This window comes from Gordonia sp. 34D, from assembly GCF_056682775.1.
The window spans coordinates 1,075,457-1,095,842 of the sequence record NZ_CM155293.1; the positions used below are offsets into that span (position 1 = coordinate 1,075,457).

Here is a 20,386-nt window from a genome sequence, read left to right on the forward strand (position 1 = left end):
TACCGGAATTAACTTCCACGCTACCCGCGGGTGGGACGCCTGGAGACGCGAAGCGTTTCGGTACCGTCGGCGAGTCGTCGGGCGGTGATCAAAAACGCGGTGTGACCCTGCATCCGATGCTCCGGCCGTACCGCCAATCCGACGGCGCTCCAATCGCGCACCAGCGATTCCCAGGCGCGGGGTTCGGTCCAGCATTGCTGCTCGCGCAACGCTTCGATGACCCGCGACAACTGGGTCACGGTTGCGACGTAAATAGTCAGGACGCCGCCGGGAACCAGCGTCTTAGAAGCGACGTCGAGGCACTCCCAGGGTGCCACCATGTCGAGAATGATCCGATCGAACTGCTCTTCCGGGTTGTGGTCGGCAAGGTCAGCGACCCGCAATGTCCAGTTTTCGGGCGAACCACCGAGGAATGTTTCCACGTTGCGGACGGCATGCTCGGCATGATCATCACGCACCTCGTACGACGTCACCGAACCGTTGACACCGACCGCGCGCAACAGCGACAACGTGAGGGCCCCGGACCCGGCACCGGCTTCGAGAACGCGAGCCCCCGGGAAGATATCTCCCTCGGACACGATCTGCGCGGAATCCTTTGGGTAGATCACCTGCGCGCCACGCGGCATCGACACCACGTAGTCCGTGAGAAGCGGTCGGAGCGCCAGATACTGGGTGCCGGAAACGGCCTTGACGATGGAGCCTTCGTGGGCGCCGATGAGGTCGTCGTGCAGGATGCCGCCGCGGTGCGTATGGAACTCTTTGCCCTCTTCCAGGACGACGGTGAACTTACGTCCCTTGGAGTCGGTGAGCTGGACGCGGTCGCCTACGGCGAAAGGGCCGGTTGTCGCCATCGTGGGGTGGTCCTCCTGATTGGATCGCCACTGTGCCTGCGCCGTGGCCTTGCTTGACTTGTACAGCAGCTCGGGGCGCCAAAGGTGACGCCCGAAATCTGCTCAAACAACCTTGTCATAGAGTGCCCACATGGACATTAGCGAGGTGCCCTACACCTGTTATTACGAACCGTTGCCCGTTCCCGAAGGCCAACCTTCCAGTACTGAAGCTGGCGCGGCTTACGAGTATTTCCAGCCGACGAAGGCGACCGCCAGCGTGTGGTCTGCAGATATGCAGCACGGTGCACCCCCGGCAGCGCTGATGATCCGGGCACTCGAGCGTGCAGTTCCCGATGACGGCCAGGAGTTCACCCGAGTCACCACCGAGATCCTCGGACCGATCGGCCTCGGCGTTAACCGTGTCAGCACCAGCATGCCGCGCCCGGGGCGGCGAATCTCGATGGTGCAGGCCGACCTTGAGGCACAGGGTCCCGACGGCTCGTTCCGCGTCGTCGCCCGAACGGTCGCTTGGCGGCTGCAGACCTCAGATACCGCGGCGGTGGTGAATGCACCTCACGATCGGTTGCCAGCCTCGCCTGATGACCTCCCCCAGATCATCGGCTTCCCGGAAGTGGACGACGCCGGCATTCCGGTCGCATGGGGCCGTATTGGCTTCATCGGGACCACGATCACGGCACGTCAACCGGGCCGCAATGGGAAAACCTCGGCCCTGTGGATCCGGGCCGCTATTCCGTTGGTTCTCGGCGAAGAGATGACGAACCTGGAAGCGATGTTCGCGGTCCTTGACGTTGCCAATGGGGTTGGTACCGCGCTGCAACCGAACGAGTGGTCGTGGATGAATATGGATACCACCGTGCACCTGACAGGCCAACCGACCTCCCCCTGGCTGGGGATTGACTCCGACCTGGTGATCGGTGCTCGCGGCTATGGTGCCAGCTTTGCTGACCTCTACGACGTCACTGGCTTCTTGGGGCGGTCGGCGCAGTCGGACATGATCGCAGCCCAGGGTTAATTGAATAGCCCAGGGTTAAATAGGGTCTTGAAACAGCGCAGGCCTACCTCGAATCGAGGTAGGCCTGCGCTGTTTGCTGAGGTTGGCGGCTAGAACCGGCAGGATCGGATGTCGGAGGCCAGGATGGCGCGTGCACCAATGTCAGACAGGTCGTCCATCAGCGCCTGGTGCGTCTTCCGCGGAACCATGGCGCGCACGGCGATCCAATTGGGATCGGCCATCGCCGAGATGGTGGGCGACTCCAAGCCGGGCGTCATGGTGACGGCGAGGTCGAGTTTGTCCTTCGGGCAGTCGTAATCGACCATCACGTACTGCTGACCAAACACGACACCCTGCACACGCTTGATGAACTGCCTCGCAGCCTTCGACGGGACTTCGTTCTCCGGGTTGCGGACCAGTACGGCCTCCGACTGGCACAGCGACTCACCAAACGCGGTGAGGTCGTGCAGACGCAGGGTGCGGCCCGACCCCACCACATCGGCGATCGCATCGGCGACGCCGAGGTGGATCGAGATTTCGACAGCGCCGTCGAGGCGAATAATCTCCGCGTCAATACCGCGCGCGGCAAGGTCCGCGCGCACCAGATTGGGGTACGACGTGGCGATTCGCTTGCCTGCGAGGTCCTCAATCTTCCACTCCTGACCCGACGGTGCCGCGTAGCGGAACGTCGACGAACCGAAGCCGAGCGCGACCTCCTCGATGACGTTGGAGCCGGAATCGGCGGCCAGGTCCCGGCCGGTGATCCCGAGGTCCAAGGTTCCCGCGCCGACATAGATCGCGACGTCCTTGGGGCGGAGGAAATAGAATTCGACGTCGTTTTCGACGTCGATCACGTTGAGGTCCTTGGGGTCGGAACGCTTGCGGTAGCCCGCCTCCGTCAGGATTGCGGAGGCGGCCTCAGACAGGGCGCCCTTGTTGGGGACTGCGACACGCAACATGGAAAGAAGCTCCTAGCGGAAGTTAATTTGCTCAGCGGGTGAGCTTGGTGAATCGGACTGACAGACGGTCGGTGCGCGTACTACAGGTAGCGGTAGATGTCGGCAGGCTTGAGGCCGCGTTTGATCATCATGACCTGCAGCCAGTACACGAGCTGCGAGATTTCTTCCGACAGCGACTCGTCCGACTCATGCTCGGCCGCCAGCCAAACTTCGCCGGCCTCCTCGATGATTTTCTTCCCGAGCGTATGGATTCCCGCATCCAGGGCGGCAACGGTACCGCTGCCTTCGGGGCGGGTCTGTGCCTTGTCTGCCAGCTCAGCGAAGAGTTCGTCGAAGGTTTTCACATCCTACATTTTTGCATGTCGGGACAATCCCCGCCCGTTCGGGATGGTTCAGCCCCGTAAACACACCTAGCGCGGTCAGCCGGACGAGCCTGCGGCCGCCAGATCGTCGAGGGTCAACCCGACCAAGGTGTCGCGGAAGGTGTAGGTCGGCTTCGGTGGGACGGGGATCGCCGACGGCACGATGATTGCGCGAACCCCTGCGGCGTAGGTGGCCGCAGCGCCGACGGGAGAATCCTCAACTGCCAGGCATTCCCGCGGTGACCGCCCAACCAGCTCGGCCGCCCGACGATAGATGTGGGGTTCCGGTTTTCCGGCTTCCACTTCGTCGCCGCAGACGGTCGCGACAAACCGGTCCCGACCCAAGGTTTCCAGCATCACATCTGCCAGGTCGCGAATGGTGTTGGTCACGAGAACCATCGGAATATCAGCGTCGGCAACGAGATCGAGAGCGGCCAAAGCACCGGGCCGCCACCGGAGGTCGGTGGCAAAGATTTCCAGTACTCGCTGAACCATCCAGGCTTCGTCGCCGTCGAAATCGCGGCCCGACTCGGGAATCAGTGCGGCGTCATACACCTTGGTCAAGGCGTCGACGGAACTGTTTCCCATCGTGGCGATCCGAAGTTCCGGCGTCAGCGTGATGCCGACCCGTTCGGCGAAGTCTTCCATCGCGAGTCCCCAGAGGGGTTCGGTGTCGAGGAGCGTTCCATCCATGTCCCACAGCACAGCCCGGGGAAGGGCGAGGTCATCGGTCACGACCCCACCCTATCCACGAACGCTGGCTTATGTCTGGGTGCCTACGTGTTGAAGTACTTGGCTTCCGGGTGGTGCAGCACAAAGGCATCTGTCGACTGTTCGGGATGTAGCTGCAACTCCTCGGACAGTTCGACGCCAATGCGGCCCGGCTCCAACAGGTCGATCATCTTGGCGCGGTCCTCAAGGTCCGGGCAGGCACCGTAGCCGAAGCTGTAGCGCGCACCGCGGTATTCCAGATCAAAGAAGCCCTGCGGCTGATCTGGGTCGTCATCGGCTGCTACCCCGCCACCGGAGAACGCCAACTCGCTCCGAACCCGCTGGTGCCAGTATTCGGCGAGGGCTTCGGTCAACTGGACACCGATGCCATGGACTTCGAGGTAGTCGCGGTACGCGTTCGCCGCGAATAGTTCGTTCGCGAAGTCCGCGATCGGCGTTCCCATAGTCACCAACTGGAACGGCATCACGTCGACATTTCCGTCGGCGATCGCCTGCTCCCGCGACTTGATGAAGTCGGCGATGCACAGGAAGCGCGACCGCTGCTGACGGGGGAAAGTGAAGCTGTGTCGGACCGGCGATGACGGATCCGGCGATTCCAACACGTGGACGGTATCGCCTTCGCTGACGGCCGGGAAGTACCCGTAGACGACGGCGGCGTGCGCCAGGATGCCTTCCGTCGACAGACGGTCGATCCATTCGCGCAGCCGAGGGCGGCCTTCCGTTTCGACGAGCTCGTCGTAGTCCGGCCCGGAGTCGCCGCGCGTACCGCGCAAACCCCATTGGCCCAGGAACAATGCCCGCTCGTCGACCATCTTGAGGTAGTCGCTGACCGGGATGCCCTTGACGATGCGTGTGCCCCAGAACGGTGGGGTCGGCACCTCGTTGTCTGTTGCTACATCCGAGCGGGCCGGCACGTCGACCGGGACCTCGGCAGCCTTGCGCTTGGCGGCGATGCGAGCAGAACGTTCCCGGCGCTCGCGGCGTTCGGCGACCTTCGCGGCGGCGGCCTTGGCTTCGTCACTGTCTGGGTCTGGGCCTTCGCCGCGCTTGATCGCCATAATTTCGTCCATCAGACTCAAGCCCTCGAAGGCGTCGCGAGCGTAGCGGACATCGCCTTCGTAAACATCGGCGAGGTCACCCTCGACGTACGTGCGGGTCAGGGCCGCACCACCGAGCAGAACCGGGTACTCGCTCTTGCCCTGAGCGTTGAGTTCTTCAAGGTTTTCCTTCATCACGACGGTCGACTTCACCAGCAGACCCGACATGCCGAGCACGTCGGCTCCGTGCTCTTCAGCGGCGGACAGGATGGTCGCGATGGGCTGCTTGATACCGATATTGACGACGTCGTAGCCGTTGTTGCTGAGGATGATGTCGACAAGGTTCTTGCCGATGTCGTGGACGTCGCCCTTCACGGTGGCGAGGACAATTTTGCCCTTACCCGCGTCGTCGGAGGCTTCCATGAACTGCTCGAGGTGCGCCACCGAGGCCTTCATCACTTCTGCCGACTGCAGCACGAACGGCAGCTGCATTTGGCCAGAGCCAAACAGCACGCCGACGGTCTTCATGCCCGAGAGCAATGTGTCGTTGATGATCGACAGCGGCGGTACGGTCTGACGGGCCTCGTCCAAGTCCTCAATGAGGCCATTGCGCTCACCGTCGACGATCCGACGCTCAAGCCGCTCAAACAGCGGCAGCGCGGCGAGTTCGGCGGCGCGGGTTTCGCGTGCCGATGCCGCGGACACGCCCTCGAAGAGCTCCATCAACTTCTGGAGCGGATCGTAGCCCTCCGACCGCCGGTTGTAGACGAGGTCGAGGGCGGTCTGCCGCTGCTCGTCGGGGATGCGGGCCATCGGCAGGATCTTCGACGCGTGCACGATTGCCGTATCGAGGCCAGCCTTGACGCACTCGTGCAGGAACACGGAGTTGAGCACTTGGCGGGCGGCTGGGTTGAGGCCGAACGAAATGTTCGAAATACCCAGCGTGAAGTGAATCGCCGGGTGCGCTTCCTTCAACCTGCGGATGGCGTCGATGGTTTCGATGCCATCGCGGCGGACTTCTTCTTGGCCGGTCGAGATGGGGAAGGTCAGGGCATCGATGATGATGTCCTCCTCTTCCAGACCCCAGTTTGTGGTGAGGTCGGCGATGAGGCGTTCGGCGATCGCGACCTTGTGATCGGCGGTGCGTGCCTGGCCCTGCTCGTCAATGGTCAGCGCGACGACGGCAGCGCCGTGTTCGACGACGTGCTCCATGATGCGGGTGAACCGTGAATTGGGCCCGTCGCCGTCTTCGTAGTTGACCGAGTTGACGGCACAGCGACCACCGAGGTGCTCCAAGCCAGCCTTGATGACGTCTGGTTCGGTGGAGTCGATCATGATCGGCAACGTCGAAGCGGTCGCGAAGCGCGAGGCCAGTTCGGTCATGTCGGCGGCACCGTCGCGACCCACGTAGTCAACGTTGAGGTCGAGCATGTGGGCACCGTCGCGAGTCTGGTCCTTCGCGATCTCATTGCACTTGTGGTAGTCGCCAGCAATCATCGCCTCGCGGAAAGCCTTCGAGCCATTCGAGTTCGTTCGCTCGGCGATCACCAGGAAGCTGGCGTCCTGGTCGAACGGGACGGCGGTGTACAGCGACGACGTCTCCGACTCGTGTTCCGGGGTGCGCACCGCAGGCGTGACCTGCTTGACGGCTTCGGCCACCTGGCGGATGTGTTCGGGTGTGCTGCCACAACAGCCACCGACAAACTGCAGCCCGTAATCGCGGACAAAGCCAGCCAGCGAAGTGGCCATCTCTTCCGGCGTCAACGGGTACTCGGCGCCGTTCTTACCCAAGACTGGTAGACCAGCGTTTGGCATCACGGACACGGGGATGCGGGCACGCTTGGACAGGTAACGAAGGTGCTCACTCATTTCCGTGGGACCGGTTGCGCAGTTGAGGCCGACCACGTCGACGCCGAGCGGTTCGATCGCTGCCAGTGCCGCGCCGATCTCCGAGCCAACGAGCATGGTGCCGGTGGTTTCGACGGTCACGTGCGTGATGATCGGCAGGTGTCGGCCGAACTGCTCCATGGCCCGGCGGGCCGCGATGACAGCGGCCTTCAACTGCAGGAGGTCCTGCGAGGTTTCGATGAGAATGCCGTCTGCCCCACCCTCCAACATGCCAAGGACACATTCGATGTAGGCGTCGCGGATGACCGCAAAAGTGGTGTGACCCAAGCTCGGCAGTTTGGTACCGGGACCCACCGAGCCGAGAACGAACCGGTCGGTGCCGTCGGCGGACTTGCCGAACTCATCGGCAACACCTCGAGCAATTGAGGTGCCCTTGAAGGCGAGTTCGCGGATGCGGTCGGCAATGTCGTAATCGCCGAGGTTGGAAATATTGCAGCCGAAAGTGTTGGTTTCGACGGCGTCGGCGCCAGCTTCGAAGTAGGCGCGGTGGATACCTGCGAGGACGTCGGGACGCGAGTCGTTCAGGATCTCGTTGCAACCCTCAAGGTTCTGGAAATCGTCGAGCGTCAAGTTGGCATCTTGGATCATCGTGCCCATCGCACCGTCGCCAATCAGCACTCGTTGCGACATCGCCTGCAGGAAGGTCGAGTCGTAGGTGTTAATTGAAGAAGATTGCGATGCCATGCCCACCAGGTTAGTTCGCGGCGAAATGCTCCTCGCCGTAGGCTCGATGGAATGAACGCCAATCCCGACGAAAATCCGGCTGAACAGCATAGTTCGGTAGGTCGGAAGCCTGTGCCGATTTTGCGCAGCCCGGTTTTAATCGCCGCCTTTGCCGGTTGGAACGACGGCGCGGATGCTGCGAGCACGGCCGTCGAGCATTTGGCGTTGGAATGGGATGCGTCGACGATTGAGGAAATTGACCCCGACGAGTTCTACGACTACCAATCCACCCGCCCGACGATTCGACAGAAAGGCGGCGTGACCCGGCGAATCGAATGGCCGGTAACGAGCATCTCGACATGCGTTGTGGAAGGTGCTGAACGCGATGTGGTGCTGGTGCTGGGCCCGGAGCCGAACTACCGGTGGCGGACCTACTGTGCGCGCATCGTTGACCTGGCGCAGTCGTTGAACGTGGAGACCGCGATTACCTTGGGCGCGCTCCTGGCCGATACTCCGCACACTCGACCGGTATCTGTTTCCGGGACAGCAGAATCCGCGGACGTGGCTAAGCGACTCGGGTTGTCTTCGAGCAAGTATGAGGGCCCGACCGGTATTACGGGTGTGCTGGCGGATGCGTTCGTGCAGGCGGGCATTCCATCGGTGTCGCTGTGGGCGGCCGTCCCCCACTACGTAGCGCACACCCCGAACCCGAAGGCCACGCTCGCGCTCCTCAACACGATCTCCTCGATCACCGGGCTTCCGATTCCGGTCGGGACGCTCCCCGCTCGCGCAGACGAATGGGAAAGCGCGATCAGCGAGATGACCTCGGACGACGAAGACATGGCAGCCTACGTTCACGAACTCGAGGAGGCCTCGGATGAAGACCTCAACGACGCCATGCTGCGCATCGACGGCGAGGAACTAGCTGCCGAGTTCGAGAAGTACCTGCGCCGCGGCGGCGACGGAACCTCATAGGCCTGCAAAACGGGCCTAACCGATACGCTCGATCTCCACGACCGGTGTGGTGACGCGCCAAGTTCGGACATCGGGTTCGTCGGCGGCGTGGACCCAGAATTGCGCGGGACCGCCCACTCGGCATTCCTTGACTCCGAGAAGCGGAATGTCCTGTGAATCCCGGCGCAACTCACTGACCTCCCAGCGATGGTCGTCTGAGCGTCCAACGCCGGGGGCGCGGAGCAGGGTCATTGCATCGAAATCGAGAAGGTACGTAGAGGTCTGCGTGATGACCGTCCAGACACCTTCATCGGTGTCGGCGGGGATCGCCTGAACTCGTGCCACGGGCGAAAGCTTAGCTGACAGGGGCAATGTCGACGCCGAGAAGGGCATCCACTGCGGCAATGATCACTTGTGGAGCCGTTGCCGACGAGCCAATACCCAAAATCGCATCCGCCGCCCACGCATCAACCGCAGCCAGCGCCTTCGGAGTGTCCAGGTCATCGGAGAGGTGCTGACGCAAACGCGCCACCGTATCGGCGGCATCGGGCCCGCTCGTGCTCTTCGCGGCACGGCGCCAAATGGCCAGCCGGCGCTCCCCCTCAACCAAGACCGGATCGGTCCACATGCGGTCGGCGCGATAGTGCTGTGAAAGGAGCCCCAACCGCACGGCATTTGGATCGACGCCAGCAGCACGAAGCTTCGACACCAGCACCAGGTTGCCAAGGCTTTTCGACATCTTTTCTCCGTCGAGGCCAATCATGCCGGTGTGCACGTAGTGGCGAGCGAACCGTCGCTCCCCTGTCAATGCCTCGGCGTGCGCCGCAGAGAACTCGTGATGCGGGAAGATCAGGTCGCTGCCGCCACCCTGGACGTCGAAAGCCATGCCCAACCGGTTGAGCGCGATAGCCGAACACTCAATGTGCCAACCGGGACGGCCCGGACCCATCGGTGAATCCCACGACGGTTCCCCATCGCGAGCTGCCCGCCACAGGAGCGCGTCGAGCTTGTTGCGCTTACCCGGGCGGTCGGGGTCGCCGCCGCGCTCAGCAAAAAACTTCGCCATGGTCTCGGCGTCGTAACCGGACTCGTATCCGAACTGGGTGGTGGCATCCACGCTGAAGTAGACATCGGGGAACTGCGCGTCGTCGACGACATATGCCGAGCCGTTGGCAAGGAGCTTGCCGACGGCTTCGACGACTTCGTCGATCGACTCCACAGCACCGATGTAGTCTCGCGGCGCCAAAACACGCAGTGCCGTCATGTCTTCGCGGAACAGGTCCGTTTCACGGGCCCCGAGATCACGCCAGTCGATGCCGTCACGAGTGGCGCGCTCGAACAGGGGGTCGTCGACATCGGTGATGTTCTGGACGTAGTGGACATCGTGCCCGTTGTCGCGGAAGACCCGATTGATCAGGTCAAAAGTCACGTAGGTTGCCGCGTGCCCGAGGTGGGTGGCGTCGTACGGGGTAATCCCGCAGACGTACATGGTCGCGACGTCGCCGGGACTCACCGGCTTCACGGCCTCATCGGACGTGTCGTAGAGACGGATCGGGACAGCTGGGCCCGGGACGGACGGAATCGAAGGCGACGGCCACGAATGCATGGACTCAACTGTAGGTGCCGCACCCGCCAGCGTGCCCGCCCGGGTTAGAACGGTGGCCAGGGAATCGCCCGATTCCCTGGCGGCAAGGGCATCACACCGTCGTCACCGAGCACCTTTGCCCGACGACTCAAGGCCGCGATCTCGTCGCCGGAGATCAACTCCGACAATCGTTGGTGGATTTCGCTGGTGTCGTCATCGAGTTCGCCGGCGAGGCGACGAAGGTCGGCTGCCTCGGCGGTGGGAACGCGTTGACCGGCCCACCCCCAAAGGATGGTTCGCAATTTGTTCTCGCGATGCAGGCAGATTCCGTGGTCGATGCCATAGAGGCGACCGTCATCGGCGGTCAGGATGTGACCGCCCTTCCGGTCGGCGTTGTTGAGGACGGCATCGAGCACCGCGAGACGCCGCAAGTCGTCGCTGTCCCGATGAACCAGCAGGACTTCGTCGCCGCGGTGGTCGTAGGCCGACAGGACGCCGCAATAGCCTGCAGGCACCGTGTTTCCAGGAACCACGTCAACGGTGTCGAGCGTCTCGTCGGAACTTTCGGGCTCGTGGATCCACCGCTGCACCATGCCGGGCCCGAGGTCGACATCGGCGGGCCCCTCGGGGCGCATCGCTGTTTCTGGGATTAGCTGCCAGCCGAGCGCTTCGCTGACCAGATACGATGCGACTTCCCTCCCGGCGAGAGTGCCCTCGGGGAAATCCCACAGCGGCTCTTCGCCCCTGATTGGCTTATAGACGCAACGCATGGTGGTGTCGCCGTCCGAGACGTCACAGGCCACCGTCAGGTTGCTGGCTGTACTGATGCGGCCCAATACCGTGAGTTCACCGCTGGTCAGCAGGTTGAGGATTGGGACGCTCAACGGTCCTGATCATTCGGATCGTCGGACTCGTCGTCGGGCACCTCGTCGTCGAGCATCCCGTCTTCCAGGTCGTCGTCGTCAACCATGAACGAGGCATCGAATCCGGGGACCAGTCGGCTCAGGCTGGCGAGCACTTCCGGGTCCACAAACTCCACCGACCGGCTGAACTCGGCATCGCGCTTGTACCCGTTGCTGCGCGCGCAGATATGACCCGACGGGTCGAGCGGCTGACTGCACAGCGGACACAGTGGACGTCCTGCGGCCACCACGCGCATGGTGCGCGCACTGAACTCTCGGGCCTCTTCGGCATTTAGGAACACTCGGACCGTATCGGGGCCCTCCTCCGTGTCGTCGAGGATCACCGACTCATCAAGCGGTTGCTCCGTTGCCGCAAGTAGTTCAACAACCACGGCCGCAGCATCGGCGTCCCATCCCAATCCCATTGAGCCAACACGAAATTCGACGTCAATCGGGCTCTCCAGCGGTGACAAATCGTCGACAGCTGTCGGTTCCGGAGGAATGTTGGTGCCGAAGCGGCGACGGACCTCGTCCAGGAGATAGCCGAGCCGATCAGCGAGGATGAGGACCTGTTGCTTTTCCAACTCGACGCTCATCAGTCGCGAATCCTGCGAAACTTGCAGGAAGAAGGTCCGATCGCCGGGCTGGCCGACGGTGCCGGCGACAAAGCGGCGGGGACTTCGAAATTCGTGGATCGTACGGGCCATAGTTCAACGGTACCTGCCGTCGTGGCCAGTCACTGCCCGGTCGAGCCGCCGACGGTCGCGCCCGACTGTTTCGTCGGACGCGGGAGGTTGAGGACGCCTCCGTTGTTGACCGTGTGGACATACGGTCGCGACGGCGAATACTGGATGACGCTGATCGAGCCCGGATCTACCACGATCCGTTGGAACTGGTCGAGATGCATCCCGAGGGCGTCGGCGAGCACCGACTTGATGACGTCGCCGTGCGAACATGCCAGCCACACGCCATTTCCGTCGGGTCCGCCGTGGATGCGATCAAGTGCCCGGATCGCCGTGGTGGCCCGACGCGACACGTCGAGTAAGCCCTCACCGCCCGGGAACACGGCCGCCGACGGTTGCTGTTGCACCACTTTCCAGAGCGGCTCTTTGAGGAGGTCGACGATCTTACGGTTGCTCCATTCGCCGTAGTCGACCTCTTCCAGGCCCGGTTCTGTGACACACGTGAGGTCCGGGCGCACTGCGACAAGGGGCTCGAGCGTTTCACCGCATCGCTGCAGCGGCGAACGCACGATCGCGGTCAGGTCTTCGACAACTGACTCAAGGCGCCGAGGAAGGTCTTCTGCCTGGTTTCGGCCTCGGTCATCGAGTCCGACACCCGGGGTACGACCTGCCAGCAAACCCGAAGTGTTGGCCGTCGAACGTCCGTGCCGGACCAGAATCACCGTCATAGAAGACAGGTTACTTCCCTGTCGCCCCCAGTTAGGAAGTGATGACGCCGGTCGACAGGAGGGCAATCACCAGTAGACCCAGGGCGATTCGGTAGCCAGCGAACCAGTCCATCGAGTGGTGCGAGACAAACTTGAGCAGCCAAGCGATCGAGATGTACCCGAGAACAAAGGCAATGATCGTGGCAACCAGGATCTGCGGCCCGCTGGCCGCCAGTCCCTCACCCGCCGGTTCGAAAACGTCCTTCAAGCTGAACAGCCCGGAAGCAAGGACAGCCGGAATGGCAATCAGGAACGAGAACCGGAAGGCTGCTTCTCGCTGCAACCCGACAAACAGACCGGCGCTCGCGGTGGCACCGGACCGAGACACTCCCGGAATCAATGCCAGACATTGGGCCGCACCCATGATGAGCGCGTCGCGCCCGGTGATCTTGTCGAGCGGTCGGGCCTGTGTCGCGTACTTCTCGGCGGCTACGAACACGAAGGAGAACAGGATCAGCATGATGGCAACCAGCCACAGGTTGCGGCCCATGGTCCGGATTTCGTCCTTGAAGACGAACCCGAGAACACCAATGGGGATGGTGGCGAGAATCACGTACCAACCAACGCGGTAGTCGAGACCGCGCTTGGTTTCATCACGCAATCCGGCGAACCAGGCCGCGATGATGCGGCCGATGTCTTTCGCGAAGTACAGGAGCACCGCGAGTTCGGTTCCCAGCTGCGTGACCGCGGTAAATGACGCTCCGGCGTCGGTACCAAACCAAATCTCGGAAATGATGCGCATATGCGCCGAGGACGAGATTGGTAGGAATTCAGTTAGCCCCTGGACTGCACCCAGCACTATCGCCTGCAGCCACGTCATCGTCTCCATCACGAGCGATGATGCTACCCATCGGCACGGTCACATATGACCATCGCGCAAGATGGTGTCATGCGCGCGCGAACCAGAATCTCCGCCCTAGTCGTGGCTGTGGCCACTGTCTCCGCCCTCACGGCCTGCAGTCAGTCCGACGAAGGCCCCAAAGAGAATGTGCCGACTGTCACTCCCGCAACGGCAGCTCAGTCTCCTGCCAGCCAGGAAGCGACCGCAGGCACGGTGACGCCTACGGTTCCCGCGAAATCAGTCGTCGTGGCCCACGCACCGGGATCACAGGTTGCGGTGCTGTCGAATGACGGCAAATCTATGCAAATCTTCAGTTCTCCCGGTGGTCCCTCGGCGCTGCCGCCGAAAGTCGTGCAGGTTCCCGGCCTCGTCGACTTGGTGGCCTCCGGTGAAGGTTTCGTTGGCGTCAGCCCCACCGGCGTAGTCCGCGTTAACACCGCGGGCGTGGTGACCGAGCAGCAGGCCAACCTCGCTGGTGCGTCGGCGGTCGCCGTGGACACCAAGAATCGAGTTCTCGTCGGGACCGACCGCGGGCACGTGCTCGTGCTCGACGAGGCAGGTAAACAACTCAAAGACATTGGCGGTTTCGTCCGCGTCGACAACATCACCGTCGCTCCGGCATCCGCGGGCGAACTGGCAGGTCAGGTGGTGGTCCTCGATCGCGCACAGTCCGCTGTCGCACCCGTCGATATCGACACCGGCGAACTGAAGGCGGCGCTGCGTGCTGGCGACGGTGCCACCGAGTCCACCGTTGATGATTACGGCCGCGTGCTCGTCTCGGGCACGCGTAACAACCAGGTCCTCGCGTTTTACGGGCAGCCCATCATGATGCGGTTGCGTGCGCCTGTCGCCGAGAGCCCGTATGCACTGGCCTTCGACAACCAGCGCAAGCTGCTCTGGGTATCCACGACCGCGAACAACGAAGTCACCGCTTACGACCTATCAACCGGTGAAGCCATCGAGAAGCACCGATTCGCCAGCGTCCCGCAGGTCACCTCGATCGACGTCGACCCGGCAAGCGGCAACCTGCTTCTGGTCTCCGGCCGCGACGGTGCGCTGCAGGTGGTCACGCCCGATAACGTGAAATAGCCTTCACCCTTACCCTCCAGATCCCTGACTTCGAGGTTGAACCCCATGCTGAGCATGCTGAACCGGTTCCTGTATCCGCCGTTGCTGAAACTGATGTTTCTGCTCAAGCCCGAGCAGATCCATCACCTCATGAGCGCCTTAATTTCCCGGTCCGGGACGTTCCCGGGCGTGCGGTCGTTGTTGGCAAGAATGTTTGCGGTTGACGACACGGTCCTACGCAACGAGGTGTTCGGCGTCGAGTTCCCTGCACCGATCGGCTTGGCTGCGGGCTTCGACAAGACGGCCTCGAGCGTTAATGCTTGGGGCCAGTTGGGTTTCGGGTTCGCCGAAGTCGGCACGATTACCGGTCAGTCGCAACCTGGTAACCCGGCTCCCCGACTGTTTCGGCTGCCCGCAGATCGCGCCCTGATCAATCGGATGGGATTCAACAATCCCGGTGCCGAAGCAGCCGCAGTGAAGTTGGCTCAACGACGACCCGGGCCGGTCCGGGTGCCGATCGCGGCGAACATCGGCAAAACGAAGGTCGTCCCCGTCGAGGATGCCGCCGACGACTACCGGCTCAGCGCCCGACTGCTGAGTCCGTTCGCGGACTTCGTAGTCGTGAACGTCAGTTCGCCCAACACCCCCGGGCTACGCGACCTACAGGCGGTCGATTCGCTGCGCCCGATCCTGGCGACGGTTCTTGAAGTGGTCGATAAACCAGTGCTCGTCAAGATTGCTCCCGACCTTTCCGACGAGGACGTCGATGCCGTCGCAGACTTGGCCCTGGAACTGGGTTTGGCCGGCATTGTCGCAACCAACACAACAATCCGTCGCGACGGCCTCGCCACGCCAAACGCCGAGGTGGAAGCAATGGGGGCCGGCGGCCTGTCCGGCCCACCGGTCGCCGACCGCTCCCTGGAGGTCCTGAAGCGACTCTATGCCCGCGTTGGCGGCAGGCTGTCGCTCATCAGCGTCGGCGGAATCGAGACCGTCGATCAGGCGTGGGAGCGGATTCGTGCCGGTGCTGACCTGCTGCAGGTGTACACCGGCTTTATTTACGGCGGCCCGGTGTGGCTGAAGGAACTCAATGTGGGGATCGCTGAGCGTGTCCGCGCGGCCGGGTTCTCCTCAATCGGTGAGGCCGTTGGCTCCGGCAATTAACTGGCCATAGCACTGGCCATAGCAAAAGCAAGCGTCCCCGTGAGGAATCTCGCGGGGACGCTTGCTTGCTGTGGAGGGCGCCTACTCGGACGGCTGCTCGTAGATGCCGGTTAGGACACCGCGGGCGATGGCGCGCGAGAACAGATTGAAACCGAGGAAGCCCGGGGTCGCCGACTCCGGAAGCTCGAGTGATTCCACATCGATGGCATGCACGGCGAACATGTAGCGGTGCGGTCCGTGTCCGGGCGGCGGCGCACAACCGATGTACTGCTTGATACTGCCGTCATTCGCGAGAGTCATCGCACCCGAAGGCAGATCGGGCGAACCCGGAGTCCCGGCACCGGTCGCCAGCGACGTCACCGACGCGGGAATGTCAGCCACGGCCCAATGCCAGAATCCCGAGGCCGTCGGAGCATCGGGATCGAAGCAGGTGACAACGAAACTCTTGGTCTCGGCCGGGAAGCCCGACCAACTCAGTTGCGGCGAAATATCCTCGCCACCCGCACCGAAGATTCCGGACACGTGCGGCATCGCTAACGTATGGCCTTCACTGAAGTCACTAGAGACAACCGTGATTTCCGGCAACGGAGGCAACTCCCCGTACGGGTCGTATTTGGTCACAATCGAATCCTCTCGATAATTCTCACTCGGCAATTCACGTCTGCGCAGCTCGTCAGCAGTGGTGAAGGAAGTGCTCGAAAACCTTGGTACCGAACAAAATCGACTCTACTGGTACCCGCTCGTCGACACCGTGGAACAGCGCGGCAAAGTCCAGTTCCGGCGGCAGTTGCAGCGGTGCGAAACCAAAGCAACGGATGCCCAACTTGGCGAAGGCCTTGGCATCCGTGCCGCCTGACAGCATGTAGGGCACGGCCCGTGCCGCATCGTCGTAGGCGAGCAAAGCATTGTTCATCGCGTCCACCAGGTCGCCGTCGAAACTGGTCTCGTACGCGTCCAGATGGGTGATCCACTCGCGCTTGACCTTTGGTCCGATGAGCTCGTCGATGGTCTTCTCGAACGCGGCCTGCCTACCCGGCAGCACACGGCAGTCGATCACCGCTTCCGCGTGTTGCGGGATCACGTTGGCTTTGTACCCGGCCTCGAGCATTGTCGGGTTGGCGGTATCCCGAAGGGTGGCACCGATGATTCGCGCAAGATTGCCGATCTTGAACAGTGCCGTTTCCAGGTCGGGGGTCTCTGGACTGAAGTCGAGTCCGGTCTCTTCCGATAGCGCCTTCAGGAACTCGCTGACCGATTCGGTCATCACGAGGGGAAACTGATGTGCCCCAATGCGTGCGACGGCCGAGGCGATCTCCGTGACGGCGTTTTCTGCCGCCAGAAACGAGCCGTGGCCCGCCTGGGCATCACAGGTCAGTTTCATCCACGACAGGCCCTTCTCGGCCGTCTCAATCAGGTACAGGCGACGAGCGGTGCCGTCGGGTCGATCCACGGTGAGTGAAAACCCGCCCACTTCGCCCACGGCCTCGGTGACACCCGCAAACAGGTCAGGCCGATGCTGCACGAGCCAATGTGAACCCCACGTGCCACCGGCTTCTTCGTCGGCGAGGAAGGCGAAAACAATGTCCCGTGGTGGGATGGTCCCGTCGCGCTTGAATTGGCGAGCAATGGCGAGCACCATGCCTGCCATGTCTTTCATGTCGACGGCACCGCGGCCCCAGATATAGCCGTCTTGAATGGCACCGGAGAATGGGTGAACACTCCAATCTTCCGCCTCAGCGGGCACCACATCGAGATGGACATGCACCAGCAGTGCACCGCGGTTGCGGTCTGCGCCGTCCAACCGAGCGAAGACGTTCCCGCGCCCAGCCATCCCTGACTCGACGTACTCGGTGGTGTACCCCACCTCCTCGAGTTGCGCTGCAACCCATTTGGCGCAGTCGGCCTCCCCTCTGGTGGTTTCCGGCCGTCCGGTGTTCGACGTGTCGAACTGGATGAGCCGACTAACCAAATCGACAACTTCTGCGGTCGCGCGTAAGCCTGTCACCTCTTCATTCCTAGGCGATTTGGGATACAGGGGCAACCTTGGTTATTGTTATGCGGCACCCAGCAAAGCCGGGTGCCTAACTGAACAACGAGTCCGAGTGGCGGAATGGCAGACGCGCTAGCTTGAGGTGCTAGTGTCCTATTAACGGACGTGGGGGTTCAAGTCCCCCCTCGGACACCTGTGATGAGCCGCGACATTGTTTACCCAATGTCGCGGCTCATTTGTTTTCTGACTTTTCCGTCTTCTGGGGTCGTCGACCGAGTGTCCGAAAGGTCGTTCCGAGTTACAGGCCCGTCGTTCCTGCGTGCCGCAAGATTGCAGGCGAGAAACGGATAGGGTCGAATCCGTGAATCCAGACGAACCGGAAGGTGCCCGCGAGCCGAGAGTTCCCGCTGGGGCGACCAATGCCGATTCAGACTTCCCGGGGGCACGCGTGCTGGTGGGCCTCGGGTTGGTCGCGCTGGCAGCGGGTGCCTTAACCGGTCTCGTTGGCGGGGCATTCCGATGGATGCTGAGTTGGACCGAAGACCGTCGGTCAACGCTCGTCGAGTGGTCCCATTCCAACGGGGCACTCGGCGTGATTGCGGTAATCGGTCTATCGGCCAGCTGCGCGATGATTGCGGTATGGATTGTGCAGCGGGTGCCGTCTGCGGGAGGCAGTGGCATTCAACAGGTCGAGGCCGTCCAGCAGGACGAGGATCGGGCGGCAAATTGGACAGTCGTTCCGGCTCGATTCGTCGGCGGCCTCCTGAGCATGGGCGCGGGCGGCATGGTGCTCGGACGCGAGGGGCCCACGGTGCATATGGGTGCCGCGATCGGTGCCGCCGCAGGGCGTCTTGTCCGGGCGAGCACGGACGAAGTCCGGGTTTTGCAAACGTCCATGGCCGGCGCCGGCCTGGCAGTAGCGTTCAACGCGCCGATCGGCGGCGCGCTATTCACCTTTGAGGAAGTCGCCAAGCAGATTCGGCTGCGTTATGCGGTCTGGACGTTGGCGGCGGTGGCGGCGGCGGTGGTCTGCAGCAGGTGGATCCTGGGCAACCAACCGGACTTTCGAGCCGGTGGCGTCGACAATCCGGCACCCGACCGCCTTTGGGTGTTCCTAGTGTTCGGAATCATCCTGGGCGGGATTGGGGTCCTCTACAGCCGCCTAGTGACGTGGTTCGTTGACGTCTTTCAACGAATGCCGGTCTCTCCGCTCGTGATCGCCGGGGGCGTCGGTGTTGTGATCGGCATTCTCGCGCTGGTGGTTCCGGAGTCAGTCGGCGGTGGTGACGTCGTCGCGCAGGGGCTGCTCGATAGCCAACGTCTGGCACTCTGGACCTTGATCGGCCTCTTAGCACTGCGAATGGTGACCGGTCCCCTGTCGTACGGCACCGGCGCCCCTGGCGGATTGTTCGCCCCGATGCTCGCGCTGGGAGCGCTCTGCGGAGTGATTGGCGGTCGTCTGGTGGAGCTAATCGATCAAACGTACGGCGCGAGCCTCACCCCCGCGCTGGTCATTGTTGGGATGAGCACGCTGTTCGCTTCCGTCGTGCGTGTGCCGCTCACGGCGATCGTGCTGGTCATCGAGATGACAGCCGTGACGACGCTAACGATTCCGATGATTCTCTCCGCGGTAACTGCGGTGGCGACGGCCTCGCTTGCCGGATCCAAACCGGTGTACGACTCGCTGCGCGAGCGGATGCTGCAGGGCTACGCGCTCAATGAGAGTCGACACGCGCAGCCCTGATCGCTATTCGTTAAGCCAGTTCGCTTGATTAGTTAATAGTCAAGCCTCTGGACTAGATGCTGCCGACCGACTGCTGGGTCCCGCGCCCAACTCCGCTGCCCCTTCTCGCATGATGCGTTGATTCCCGCTACACGTCGGACGTGTAGCGGGAATCAACGCATCATGCGAGAGCGGGGCCCGGGGCCCTAGAAGCCAGCGACGGTGGCGATCCGGTCGGCGCCCAAGGTTGGGGTCAGCGAGCCCGTGAGAACCGCTGACTCGACCTCCTTGCGCACCGCGCGAACCTCGGGGTCCTCTTCGAGGCGGTTCAGCATGGCCTCGCGAACCATCGCCCACATCCAGTCCACCTGTTGCTGCGCGCGACGAGACTCGAACAAGCCGGCTGCGGTCAAGGTTTCGCGATGTTTCAGAATCGCTTCCCAGTACTCGTCAACGCCGGTGTTCTCGATGGCGCTCATGGTGAGGACAGGTGGGTGCCAGAGGGCGTCGTGCGGGTAAATCAAACCGAGCGCATTGCGCAGTTCGCGAGCGGCACCGCGAGCCTCGTTGATGTGCTTGCCGTCGGCCTTGTTGACGACGACGATCTCGGCGAGTTCCAGCACGCCCTTCTTGATGCCCTGCAACGAGTCGCCCGTGCGGGCCAGCGTCAGGAAGGTGAAGACGTCGACCATCCCGGCGACGCTCACCTCCGACTGCCCCACGCCCACCGTCTCGACGAGCACCACGTCGTAGCCAGCAGCTTCAACGAGGACGATGGTCTCGCGGGTGGCCTTCGTGACGCCGCCGAGCGTGCCTGAACTCGGCGACGGACGGACGTACGCATCCGCGGCGGCCGAGAGCTGCCCCATCCGCGTCTTATCGCCGAGAATGGAACCGCGAGTCCTCGTCGACGAGGGGTCCACCGCAAGCACTGCAACCCGATGACCGCGATCAATCAGGTGCATGCCGAGCGTCTCGATGGTCGTCGACTTGCCGACGCCCGGAACACCGGTAATCCCCACCCGGAACGACTTCCCGGCGTGCGGCGTCAAGTTCAGCAGCAACTGCTGGGCGGCCGCCCGATGGTCGGGTCGAACCGATTCCACCAGGGTGATGGCCCGAGCCAACTGCGACCGATTGCCGGACAGCACACCTTCGGTGAGCGCATCGACATCAATCGCGCGTCGACCCGGGCGATCCACGGAG

General features: G+C 62.8%; 19 protein-coding genes and 1 tRNA gene. 6 read left to right on the plus strand and 14 right to left on the minus strand.

What is annotated here, in order from left to right; genetic code table 11:
- Positions 1–20: 20 nt before the first annotated feature.
- Positions 21–851, minus strand: a complete 831-nt coding sequence (locus AC1L34_RS04950; protein WP_424297272.1) for a tRNA (adenine-N1)-methyltransferase — start codon at positions 849–851, stop codon at positions 21–23.
- A gap of 130 nt (positions 852–981) precedes the next feature.
- Between AC1L34_RS04950 and AC1L34_RS04955 the strand changes: the two genes are divergently transcribed.
- The gene (locus AC1L34_RS04955; RefSeq protein WP_424297274.1) at positions 982–1,863 is read left to right on the plus strand and encodes a thioesterase family protein; all 882 of its coding nucleotides are present in this window, start codon (positions 982–984) and stop codon (positions 1,861–1,863) included.
- An 89-nt stretch (positions 1,864–1,952) separates the two neighbouring features.
- Here the strand turns inward: AC1L34_RS04955 and hisG are convergent, their stop codons facing one another.
- The 4 genes from hisG to metH all read right to left on the minus strand — a co-directional run bounded on the left by hisG (position 1,953) and on the right by metH (position 7,524).
- Complete coding sequence (hisG, locus tag AC1L34_RS04960) at positions 1,953–2,801, minus strand: ATP phosphoribosyltransferase (RefSeq protein ID WP_424296683.1); 849 nt, start codon at positions 2,799–2,801, stop codon at positions 1,953–1,955.
- Positions 2,802–2,881: 80 nt separating this feature from the next.
- The gene (locus tag AC1L34_RS04965; RefSeq protein ID WP_424296685.1) at positions 2,882–3,145 is read right to left on the minus strand and encodes a phosphoribosyl-ATP diphosphatase; all 264 of its coding nucleotides are present in this window, start codon (positions 3,143–3,145) and stop codon (positions 2,882–2,884) included.
- A gap of 75 nt (positions 3,146–3,220) precedes the next feature.
- Entirely contained in the window at positions 3,221–3,856 is a 636-nt protein-coding gene (locus tag AC1L34_RS04970) for an HAD family hydrolase (RefSeq protein WP_480035311.1), read from the minus strand.
- Positions 3,857–3,939: 83 nt separating this feature from the next.
- Positions 3,940–7,524 carry a methionine synthase gene (gene metH / locus AC1L34_RS04975; protein ID WP_424296688.1) on the minus strand — a complete coding sequence of 1,195 codons (3,585 nt, stop codon included), beginning with the start codon at positions 7,522–7,524 and terminating at the stop codon, positions 3,940–3,942.
- Between the two features lie 51 nt (positions 7,525–7,575).
- On the opposite strand from metH, the gene AC1L34_RS04980 reads away from it, so the two are divergent.
- Complete coding sequence (locus AC1L34_RS04980) at positions 7,576–8,478, plus strand: PAC2 family protein (RefSeq protein ID WP_424296690.1); 903 nt, start codon at positions 7,576–7,578, stop codon at positions 8,476–8,478.
- A 15-nt stretch (positions 8,479–8,493) separates the two neighbouring features.
- On the opposite strand, the gene AC1L34_RS04985 is transcribed toward AC1L34_RS04980, so the two are convergent.
- From AC1L34_RS04985 to AC1L34_RS05010, 6 genes are read right to left on the minus strand one after another with little or no spacing between them, the layout of a single operon-like run.
- Complete coding sequence (locus AC1L34_RS04985) at positions 8,494–8,802, minus strand: hypothetical protein (protein WP_424296692.1); 309 nt, start codon at positions 8,800–8,802, stop codon at positions 8,494–8,496.
- A gap of 10 nt (positions 8,803–8,812) precedes the next feature.
- Entirely contained in the window at positions 8,813–10,063 is a 1,251-nt protein-coding gene (mshC, locus tag AC1L34_RS04990; RefSeq protein ID WP_424296694.1) for a cysteine--1-D-myo-inosityl 2-amino-2-deoxy-alpha-D-glucopyranoside ligase, read from the minus strand.
- A gap of 44 nt (positions 10,064–10,107) precedes the next feature.
- Entirely contained in the window at positions 10,108–10,926 is an 819-nt protein-coding gene (locus tag AC1L34_RS04995) for an SCO1664 family protein (RefSeq protein WP_424323193.1), read from the minus strand.
- A complete protein-coding gene (locus tag AC1L34_RS05000; protein ID WP_424296698.1) occupies positions 10,923–11,651 on the minus strand; it encodes a DUF3090 domain-containing protein in 729 nt (242 codons plus the stop codon). Before AC1L34_RS05000 ends, AC1L34_RS04995 begins: the two co-directional genes overlap by 4 nt.
- 29 nt (positions 11,652–11,680) lie before the next feature.
- Positions 11,681–12,355: an MSMEG_4193 family putative phosphomutase gene (locus AC1L34_RS05005; RefSeq protein ID WP_424296700.1), complete on the minus strand. Its 675-nt coding sequence runs from the start codon at positions 12,353–12,355 to the stop codon at positions 11,681–11,683.
- A 31-nt stretch (positions 12,356–12,386) separates the two neighbouring features.
- Complete coding sequence (locus AC1L34_RS05010; protein WP_424296702.1) at positions 12,387–13,226, minus strand: undecaprenyl-diphosphate phosphatase; 840 nt, start codon at positions 13,224–13,226, stop codon at positions 12,387–12,389.
- Positions 13,227–13,316: 90 nt separating this feature from the next.
- On the opposite strand from AC1L34_RS05010, the gene AC1L34_RS05015 reads away from it, so the two are divergent.
- Positions 13,317–14,324 carry an NHL repeat-containing protein gene (locus AC1L34_RS05015; protein ID WP_424325108.1) on the plus strand — a complete coding sequence of 336 codons (1,008 nt, stop codon included), beginning with the start codon at positions 13,317–13,319 and terminating at the stop codon, positions 14,322–14,324.
- A 45-nt stretch (positions 14,325–14,369) separates the two neighbouring features.
- Positions 14,370–15,467 carry a quinone-dependent dihydroorotate dehydrogenase gene (locus AC1L34_RS05020; protein WP_424323194.1) on the plus strand — a complete coding sequence of 366 codons (1,098 nt, stop codon included), beginning with the start codon at positions 14,370–14,372 and terminating at the stop codon, positions 15,465–15,467.
- Between the two features lie 81 nt (positions 15,468–15,548).
- On the opposite strand, the gene AC1L34_RS05025 is transcribed toward AC1L34_RS05020, so the two are convergent.
- A complete protein-coding gene (locus AC1L34_RS05025; RefSeq protein ID WP_424297597.1) occupies positions 15,549–16,088 on the minus strand; it encodes a YbhB/YbcL family Raf kinase inhibitor-like protein in 540 nt (179 codons plus the stop codon).
- Positions 16,089–16,140: 52 nt separating this feature from the next.
- The gene (locus tag AC1L34_RS05030; RefSeq protein ID WP_424297595.1) at positions 16,141–17,472 is read right to left on the minus strand and encodes a M20/M25/M40 family metallo-hydrolase; all 1,332 of its coding nucleotides are present in this window, start codon (positions 17,470–17,472) and stop codon (positions 16,141–16,143) included.
- A 91-nt stretch (positions 17,473–17,563) separates the two neighbouring features.
- On the opposite strand from AC1L34_RS05030, the gene AC1L34_RS05035 reads away from it, so the two are divergent.
- Together AC1L34_RS05035 and AC1L34_RS05040 are read left to right on the plus strand one after the other, a co-directional pair.
- Positions 17,564–17,649, plus strand: a tRNA-Leu gene (locus AC1L34_RS05035).
- Between the two features lie 169 nt (positions 17,650–17,818).
- Positions 17,819–19,201, plus strand: a complete 1,383-nt coding sequence (locus tag AC1L34_RS05040; RefSeq protein WP_424297593.1) for a ClC family H(+)/Cl(-) exchange transporter — start codon at positions 17,819–17,821, stop codon at positions 19,199–19,201.
- A gap of 185 nt (positions 19,202–19,386) precedes the next feature.
- On the opposite strand, the gene meaB is transcribed toward AC1L34_RS05040, so the two are convergent.
- Positions 19,387–20,382, minus strand: coding sequence for a methylmalonyl Co-A mutase-associated GTPase MeaB (gene meaB, locus AC1L34_RS05045; RefSeq protein WP_480035162.1), 996 nt, complete (start codon positions 20,380–20,382; stop codon positions 19,387–19,389).
- Between the last annotated feature and the right edge of the window lie 4 nt (positions 20,383–20,386).

Coding starts and splice junctions, on each gene's coding strand:
- AC1L34_RS05005 (WP_424296700.1), bottom strand. CDS start 12,355: ATGACGGTGATTCTGGTCCGGCACGGACGTTCGACGGCCAACACTTCG.
- AC1L34_RS04980 (WP_424296690.1), top strand. CDS start 7,576: ATGAACGCCAATCCCGACGAAAATCCGGCTGAACAGCATAGTTCGGTA.
- AC1L34_RS05000 (WP_424296698.1), bottom strand. CDS start 11,651: ATGGCCCGTACGATCCACGAATTTCGAAGTCCCCGCCGCTTTGTCGCC.
- mshC (WP_424296694.1), bottom strand. CDS start 10,063: ATGCATTCGTGGCCGTCGCCTTCGATTCCGTCCGTCCCGGGCCCAGCT.
- AC1L34_RS04970 (WP_480035311.1), bottom strand. CDS start 3,856: ATGGATGGAACGCTCCTCGACACCGAACCCCTCTGGGGACTCGCGATG.
- AC1L34_RS04955 (WP_424297274.1), top strand. CDS start 982: ATGGACATTAGCGAGGTGCCCTACACCTGTTATTACGAACCGTTGCCC.
- AC1L34_RS05020 (WP_424323194.1), top strand. CDS start 14,370: ATGCTGAGCATGCTGAACCGGTTCCTGTATCCGCCGTTGCTGAAACTG.
- metH (WP_424296688.1), bottom strand. CDS start 7,524: ATGGCATCGCAATCTTCTTCAATTAACACCTACGACTCGACCTTCCTG.
- hisG (WP_424296683.1), bottom strand. CDS start 2,801: ATGTTGCGTGTCGCAGTCCCCAACAAGGGCGCCCTGTCTGAGGCCGCC.
- AC1L34_RS04950 (WP_424297272.1), bottom strand. CDS start 851: ATGGCGACAACCGGCCCTTTCGCCGTAGGCGACCGCGTCCAGCTCACC.